The 7,253-nt window shown below is 60.6% G+C and carries 8 protein-coding genes; 2 read left to right on the top strand and 6 right to left on the bottom strand.

Features of this window, described 5'->3' with window-relative positions; translation table 11 throughout:
* The 3 genes from ACRXB1_RS26190 to ACRXB1_RS26180 form a co-directional block, all read right to left on the bottom strand.
* The coding region (locus ACRXB1_RS26190) for an alpha-hydroxy-acid oxidizing protein (protein WP_449493689.1) at positions 1–235 on the bottom strand (235 nt) is incomplete at its 3' end.
* Positions 236–267: 32 nt separating this feature from the next.
* Positions 268–1,545: an MFS transporter gene (locus ACRXB1_RS26185; protein WP_449493688.1), complete on the bottom strand. Its 1,278-nt coding sequence runs from the start codon at positions 1,543–1,545 to the stop codon at positions 268–270.
* A 174-nt stretch (positions 1,546–1,719) separates the two neighbouring features.
* On the bottom strand, positions 1,720–2,610 hold the full coding sequence (locus ACRXB1_RS26180) for a LysR family transcriptional regulator (protein WP_174363154.1): 891 nt from the start codon (positions 2,608–2,610) through the stop codon (positions 1,720–1,722).
* A 108-nt stretch (positions 2,611–2,718) separates the two neighbouring features.
* Between ACRXB1_RS26180 and ACRXB1_RS26175 the strand changes: the two genes are divergently transcribed.
* Complete coding sequence (locus ACRXB1_RS26175; protein ID WP_174363155.1) at positions 2,719–3,174, top strand: cupin domain-containing protein; 456 nt, start codon at positions 2,719–2,721, stop codon at positions 3,172–3,174.
* 33 nt (positions 3,175–3,207) lie between these two features.
* On the opposite strand, the gene lhpI is transcribed toward ACRXB1_RS26175, so the two are convergent.
* From lhpI to ACRXB1_RS26160, 3 genes are read right to left on the bottom strand one after another with little or no spacing between them, the layout of a single operon-like run.
* A complete protein-coding gene (lhpI, locus tag ACRXB1_RS26170) occupies positions 3,208–4,110 on the bottom strand; it encodes a bifunctional Delta(1)-pyrroline-2-carboxylate/Delta(1)-piperideine-2-carboxylate reductase (RefSeq protein WP_449493687.1) in 903 nt (300 codons plus the stop codon).
* A gap of 2 nt (positions 4,111–4,112) precedes the next feature.
* Positions 4,113–5,120, bottom strand: a complete 1,008-nt coding sequence (gene lhpH, locus ACRXB1_RS26165) for a trans-3-hydroxy-L-proline dehydratase (protein ID WP_174363157.1) — start codon at positions 5,118–5,120, stop codon at positions 4,113–4,115.
* A gap of 16 nt (positions 5,121–5,136) precedes the next feature.
* The gene (locus ACRXB1_RS26160; protein WP_174363158.1) at positions 5,137–6,258 is read right to left on the bottom strand and encodes a branched-chain amino acid ABC transporter substrate-binding protein; all 1,122 of its coding nucleotides are present in this window, start codon (positions 6,256–6,258) and stop codon (positions 5,137–5,139) included.
* A 154-nt stretch (positions 6,259–6,412) separates the two neighbouring features.
* Between ACRXB1_RS26160 and ACRXB1_RS26155 the strand changes: the two genes are divergently transcribed.
* Positions 6,413–7,144, top strand: a complete 732-nt coding sequence (locus ACRXB1_RS26155; RefSeq protein WP_174363159.1) for a FadR/GntR family transcriptional regulator — start codon at positions 6,413–6,415, stop codon at positions 7,142–7,144.
* Positions 7,145–7,253 lie beyond the last annotated feature (109 nt).

Here is a 7,253-nt window from a genome sequence, read left to right as displayed (position 1 = left end):
TCGGCGCCAGCGCCACGGGCATGGTGACAGGCGTGCCTGCCATCGTCGTGGCGAGGTTGCGGTGACTGAAGTCCACCGCCACGCGCTGGCGAAAATGCAACTTGGCGAAATCGTCGGAATTCGCGCGATACGTGGATTCGGTCCACGAACCGGCATCGACATAGTCGTAGAACATCTTCGGCACGCGCCGTTTCGCCTCGATCCGCAGTTCTTCGACAGTCGCGAAATAAGTCATCTTGAGTGTCCGTGAAAGTGACGTCTGCTGCTTCAGCTTCGCGCCGGTTCAGCTTCGAATGACAATTGTTCCTTGGGCGAGCGCACGAAAATCGCCACGGATATCGCGCCGAGTGCTGCAATCAAGCCGGTCAGCAGGAACGCGCTCTTGAAGTTGCCCGACCATTGCACTAGAAACCCGGTCGCGGCTGGAGCCACGATGCCCGCCAGATTCGCAATCAGATGCACGAAGCCGCTTACCGCACCGACGCGGTTCTTCTCGACGGTATCGAGGATGATCGCGAAGTACGTGTTAAACGATGCATACATGAAGAAGACCGCCACGGCCATCAGCGTGACAGCGGACGTCAGGTCGGTGACGGCGCCCGTCGCCGCGATGCACACCGCGCCTGCAGCCAGGCTTGTGATCAGCACGAGTTTGCGCGCGAAGATCGCCCGGCCCGTCTTCTTGTAGATCCAGTCGCACACGAAGCCGCCCGCCACCAGTCCGGTCGTTCCGACCAGCCACGGGATCACGGTCACCACCGACATCTTCTGGATGCTGAGGTGATGCGCCATCGTCAGGTAGCTGGGGAACCACGAAAGGAAGAAGTACAGGATGTACGCGTAGCCAAAGAATGCGAAGGCCGTCGCGAGGATGCCGGGGCGCAGGATATAGCTCATCAGCGGACCCGTTTCGCCGGCCGGGCCATGCTGGACTTCGGCGCGTTCCTGACGCGCGTCGAGGCCGGATTCGGGCGCGACATCGGGCTTGTCTTTCGCCCACACCATCCACGCGATGACCCACAGCACGCCAACCGACGCGATCACGACAAACGATGTCCGCCATCCCGCGCTCACGGCGATAAAGCCGACAATCGGCCCAGCCAGCGCTGCGCCGAACGACTGGCCCGAATTGGCGACGCCAATGGCCGTCGCCTGATCCTTGCGCGCAAACCAGTTCGAAACGAGTTTGTTAATGTTCGCGCAGTATGGGCCTTCGCCCATGCCAAAGATCACGCGCACGACCAGCAGGCTCGCGATGCTGAACACGCCCGCCGTGAGGCCGCAAAAGAGCGACCAGACCAGCATGGAAACACTCAATACTGCCTTCGGACCAAATCGATCCGACGCGTAGCCGCCCACGAAGCAGAACAATGCATAGCCGACGAAGAAGCTGCTGAAGACAACGCCGAGTTGCGCCGGATCCAGATGCAGATCCCTGGAAATCAGCGGCGCAGTGATCGATAAAGCCGCACGGTCGAGGTAACTGATCATCCCGCCGACGAATAACAAAGTGATGAGTACCCAACGAGGCCGCTGTTGCGTCATGAACGTCTCCAGAATGATGGCGTCCGCTCTTTTGCCGGCTGGCCACGTGGAATCGGATGTCCGGAACGTTCTTTGGCAAAAACGTCCTGTGCATCCAAAGTACATTCACTCTAGTAACCGGCCACTTCGATGTCAACGAAATCTTGAAGCGGGTTTACCCGCTTTGATCCTGCTTCATGGATTGAATGCGGACACCAACGCATCGATAAACACACGCACTCGCGGCGGCATCATCCGCGCGCCGGGCGTCACGACGTTGACCGCGAGCGGCGCAGGGCGGAATTCGGGCAATAACTCAACAAGCGTCTCCTCCCTGATGTGACGCTCGACCATGTGCTCGGGCACTTGAGCGATCGCCGCACCGTCAAGCAGCGCTTCGACCATGGCGTCGCCGTGACTCAGCGAAAACCTTGAGCGTGGGCGCAGCTGGATGTTCTTTCCATCGACGATGAATTCAAGCGGGCGATCTCGCCCATTGGTAGGCATCCTGAACACTATGACAGGACGCTCTTCTAACTCTGCGACTGACCGCGGTGCGCCATTCGCGTTCACATACGCGGGGCTTGCGCATAGCACCAGATGCTGACGATCGATCGTGCGTGCAACCAGGCCCGAGTCGTCCAGCGTGCCAAGTCGCACCACGGCGTCCAGCCCTTCGTTCACCGGGTTCACACGCTCGTCGGTCAGGCGCATGTCGACGTTGAGCAGCGGATGCGCTGCGAGCAAACGATTGAGAACGGGCACGATCTTGCGGGTTCCATAGCCTATTGGCGCACCAATACGCAGGGTTCCCGAAGGCGCTTCGGGCGATTGCGTGGCCGATAATTCCAGCGATTCGATCTCTTCCAGCACGCGTGCGCAGCGCGCGAACAGCGCATCGCCTTCCTCTGTGAGACGAACCGCTCGCGTTGTCCGGTGGAACAGGCGCACGCGGAGATCGCTTTCCAGACGCGCCACGCTTTTCGCGACCGACGACGGCGCGAGACCCAGTTCACGCGCGGCTGCCGCGAAACTGCCGTTCCTGGCAACCGCTGCAAAACTCATGAATTGTCTGAGGTTTTTCATCGGAAATTCACGGTATGTTGCCGTGAATGTTACGGCAGCGGCGGCTATATTTCTTGAACGACGCGCGGCCTATAGTGAAGGTCGTGTAATCAATTCAAGAGGAACATCATGTTCGTGCTGAACACTCAAGCGCCCGAGTACAACTTTGCCGGCACGCGCGTACGCCTGCTGATTTCCGGAAAAGACACCGCCGGCGTCTTCTGCATGATGGAGATCTTCGGACCTCCTCACCGGGCAACGCCGTTGCATGTCCATGACCGCGAGGAAGAGACCATCACGGTGCTGGAAGGTGTGGTCGATGTCACCATCGACGGACAACAGGTCAGCGTGCATGCCGGCGAGACTGCGCTCCTGCCGCGAAACGTGCCGCATCGGCTGGCGAACAACACGGACCTGCCCTCGCGATACATGCTGGTCTGTACGCCCGCCGGCTTCGACGATTTCGTCGATTCATGCGCTCATGCGCAAACGGGTCCTGTCACGCCAACACCGCCGGAACCCGAAGACATCAAGCGGATGATCGATGCCGCACCGCGTTTCGGGATTACGTTGCTGCCGGGATGAACAGTCCTGCTAAAGCGCGCCCGATGCGCCTTGTCACTCCTGCGACAGCCGCTCACGCGCCAACCGCGCCGCGGCCAGATCCCACGCGGCGCATCCGACGCTCTTGAACACCACGGGCCGATCAGCAGACCTGCTCCATGATCCACCAATAACTGCAGCCAGCGCCCCAACCGCGGTCCAGTCGATGCCTGCCTGGATCAGATCTCCCGCTTCGTGTTTCGCCCCGGCAGGATCGTCCACAATCACATCGCTGCCATGCACGATGGACGCCGCAATCTCCGCCCCGTCCGGCGTGAATGCACCGACACCAACGACCAGCCGTGCCACACGCGCGGCATCGTGATAAACCGGCTTCCTGCTTGTCGTGAGCGTGACGACTACATCGATATCATCCGGCACGACGTCGTTATCGAGCGCCATTATTCCCTTGCGTGCAGCCGCAAAACGCTGGGCCGATTCCAGCGATGAACCCTTTACGTAAAGCGTGGCATCAGGAAACAGCGCGGCAAACGCTTCGGCATGATTGCTTGCCTGCTTGCCGGTGCCGATCAGCAGGATCGCTTTCACGCTGCGTGCAAGGCTCCGGATACCAAGCGCCGAGATTGCGGCGGTCCGCCTGCCTGTGACCGTCGGGCCATCGAGCGTGAAAAGCGCCTGTCCGGTGATCGAATCGTATGCCGTAACCTGCCCGTGAATGGTCGGCAATCCCTTTGCGCCGTTTCCCGGACATACGTTCACGAGCTTGTGAATGGCGAGATCCGAGGCGCTTGCGGGCATCGACAACATCACGCCCTTCGCCTGCAACGGCACGACTTGTCTTTCCGGGCTCACGATCTTTCCTGCGCCATATTCCGTTACCGCAATGCTCAAGGCAGCCACGAGTTCGGGATAAGGAAGCAGCGCCGCGGTCTGTTGTTCATCGAAAAATCGGATCATGTTCATCGCACCAGGAAGCCGTAGGTGAGCGGATCGCGATCGTCGATGATCCAGTTCGCGAACCCGCAGATATATGCGTTGCCTTCGATCTCGGGAATGACGGCGTCGAAGGGACCGAGCTTCGTTTCGCTCAGCACGCGGCCTTTGAACACGGTGCCGATCACCGACTCGTTGACGAGCGTTTCATCGCGTCCCAGCAAACCGCGCGAGTACAGTTGCGCGACGCGGCCGGCCGTGCCCGATCCGGTAGGCGACCGGTCCACTTCGCGGTCGGCGAACACACAGCAATTCGCCTGCGATGAACCCGCGTGCCGCGCCTCGTTCGCGATGATCGTGCCGTAGATATGGTTCAGCTCGGGAATCTCCGGATGCACGACCTTCACCGCCTTGTTGGCCGCAGCCTTGACCTCAGCGCCGAACTGGATCAGTTTGTCGACCGCAGATTCGCGGATCGGCAAGTCGAAAGGCGCGCCATCGGTATAGAAATAAAAGGCGCCCCCAAAAGCGATGTCGCCCGTCACGCTGCCAAACGACGGCGTATGTACTGTCACGTCGCGTTGCCAGATGAAGGACGGCACGTTGACGAACCGCACGTTGCCTGCGTGATTGCCGTCCCACTGCACGAACGCCTCTATGAACCCGCACGGCGCGTCGATACCCACGCGGGTCTCGGGCTCCTTGCGCTCGATCCATCCCAGCTCGACGGCCGCCGTTGCAAGCCCGATCACGCCATGGCCGCAATGATCGCTGTAGCCTTCGTTGTGAACGAAGATGATGCCGAAATCGGCGCCCTCACTCACGGGCTCAGTGAGATAACCGCCGTACATGTCGGCGTGACCGCGCGGTTCGAACATCAGCGCGCGGCGGATGTGGTCAGCGTGTTCCTTGAGCCATGCGCGACGCGCGACGATCGTCTTGCCTTGTATCTTCGGCAAGCCGCTCGTCACGATACGAAACGCCTCCCCGCCGGTATGGACTTCGACCGTGCTGATTGCATTCGTGATTTTCATTTCGCGTCCAGTCCGCTCACTGCCCGTAAGCGACCGGCAAGCCGTCCTTGATTGCGTACACGGTGGTGGGCGCGCCTTTCAGGTCGCCCTTGGCGTCAAACGAATAGGTTCCCGCGATGCCCTTGTAGTTCGTCTTCGAGAGCTGTTCGATCAGCTTGGCCTTGTCCGTGGTGGTACCGGCTTTGACCATGGCATCGGCGAGCAGCATCATGCCGTCGTAATAGCTGACGGCGTAGACCTGCGTGTCCGTGTGATACGTGTCCTTGTAGCGCTTCACGAAGTCACGCCCCGCAGCAGTCTTCTCGAGGGACGTGCCGCCTTGCGCGCAATACACGATCGATGCCGCGTCGCCCGCGATCTTGCCCATGTCGGCGGAACAGATGCCGTCGCCGCCGAGCAGCTTCGCGCGCAATCCGCGCTGGCGCATTTGCTTGGCCATCGGCGCGCCTTGCGCTGCATATCCGCCGAAGAAAATGACGTCGGGGTTCTTCGCCTTGATGCTCGTCAGGATGCCGAGGAAATCGGTCGCGCTGGAGTTGGTGTACTGGCTGTCGACAATCTGGATGCCTTGCGCCTTCGCCACGTTCACGAACTGCTCTGCGACGCCCTGGCCGTAAGCGGTGCGATCGTCGATAACCGCTGCCGTCTTTGCCTTCAGCGTCTTCTTCGCAAACACGGCCATGGCGCCGCCGAGTTGTTCGTCGCTTGCGCCAATGCGGAAGATGTTCTTGAAGCCCTGTGTGGTCAGCGCGGGATTCGATGCAACCGGCAGCATGGGGATGCCGGCGGTGTTGAAGACGCGCGATGCGGGAATTGCGACGCCGGAATTGTACGGCCCGAGCACGGCGATCACGCCGCCATCGGCAAGTTTTTGGGCTATCTGAACGCCAATCTTCGGGTCAGCCTGGTCGTCTTCCGAATCCAGTTTGAACGTTACCTTCTTTCCCGCCACCGTCACGCCCTTCTTGTTCAGATCCTCGAGCGCAAGGCGCGCGCCGTTTTCGTTGTCCTTGCCGTTGACCGCTTGCGGGCCGGTTAGCGGCGCCGAATGACCGATCGTCACCACCTCTTGCGAGTGGGCGCCCATGCTTGTAAGGGTCGCGGCGGCGACCATAAAACCTGCGACAGCCTTATTCATTTATTTCACTCCGTGTGGGACTATACTGGTCTTTATTGCAGACCAGTTAATGTATGCCACAACTGGTCATGCCCGCAACCATTTCAAAATAAGCGGAGCTATTCTGGTTTGGCTTTTGACCACGTAGTTTGATTTAGATAAGCGAGATCGACGAATGTCAGCGGTGCACGCCGAACTGGACGGCTCGTTCCGGCCCAGACAAATCTATGAACAGGTATCGCAGAAAATTCGCGATGAGATCGCGGCCGGCCGCTTCATGCCCGAGTCGCGGCTGCCCTCGGAACGCGACCTCGCCGCGTTGTTCGGTGTAGGGCGTCCCGCCGTGCGCGAGGCGATCGGCGCGTTGCAGAACGAAGGGCTGGTCGTCACCAAACGGAACTCGGGCACGTTCGTGTGCGGTGACGCGTTCGCCCGCCTGTCGAACGGAAGCGCGAACGGCACGGCAACCGCCGACTTCAGCCCGAGCTCCACGCTCGACGTACGGATGGTTCTCGAGCCGGCCATCGCGCGCCGTGCCGCCGTTCGTGGCCAGCGCGACAGCCTCGCCGAACATTATCTCGATCAGATGGAGAGCGTCTACGACATCGACGATCCCGCTCAGCGCGCGTTATGGAACAGCAGCGACCGGTTGTTCCACCGGCAGCTTGCCGTGATGACGGGCGACGCGTTGATGGTCAAGATCGCCGATGAAGTCGCGAGTTCGATGGACCAGCCGTTGTGGAAACGCCTGAAGGACGAAGGCATCTACGACGCAGGCCGCATACGGCTGTATGTGGCCGAACATCGGCTGATCTATGAGGCGGTGATCCAGGGCGACGCCGATGCCGCCGCGTTCTATGTCGAGCAGCATATCAAGCGTGTGGAGCGTGACATCGCGCCGAAGTGAGTGCGTGAGATCAACCGGGATTCTTCAGCACCAACCGCGCCTCGGGGCCGCCATCTGGTGCGCCTCGTAGCGTGCTCATCCCTTGGGACCGGCGGCTGCGAGCGCCGGA

Source organism: Caballeronia sp. M23-90 (assembly GCF_053574605.1).
Note: the sequence above shows the minus strand (reverse complement) of the source record. Positions and strands in the feature narration are given on the sequence as shown.

Excerpts from the sequence above, each read along its gene's own strand:
- ACRXB1_RS26185 (WP_449493688.1), bottom strand. The coding sequence starts at position 1,545 with ATGACGCAACAGCGGCCTCGTTGGGTACTCATCACTTTGTTATTCGTC.
- ACRXB1_RS26180 (WP_174363154.1), bottom strand. The coding sequence starts at position 2,610 with ATGAAAAACCTCAGACAATTCATGAGTTTTGCAGCGGTTGCCAGGAAC.
- ACRXB1_RS26175 (WP_174363155.1), top strand. The coding sequence starts at position 2,719 with ATGTTCGTGCTGAACACTCAAGCGCCCGAGTACAACTTTGCCGGCACG.
- lhpI (WP_449493687.1), bottom strand. The coding sequence starts at position 4,110 with ATGATCCGATTTTTCGATGAACAACAGACCGCGGCGCTGCTTCCTTAT.
- lhpH (WP_174363157.1), bottom strand. The coding sequence starts at position 5,120 with ATGAAAATCACGAATGCAATCAGCACGGTCGAAGTCCATACCGGCGGG.
- ACRXB1_RS26160 (WP_174363158.1), bottom strand. The coding sequence starts at position 6,258 with ATGAATAAGGCTGTCGCAGGTTTTATGGTCGCCGCCGCGACCCTTACA.
- ACRXB1_RS26155 (WP_174363159.1), top strand. The coding sequence starts at position 6,413 with ATGTCAGCGGTGCACGCCGAACTGGACGGCTCGTTCCGGCCCAGACAA.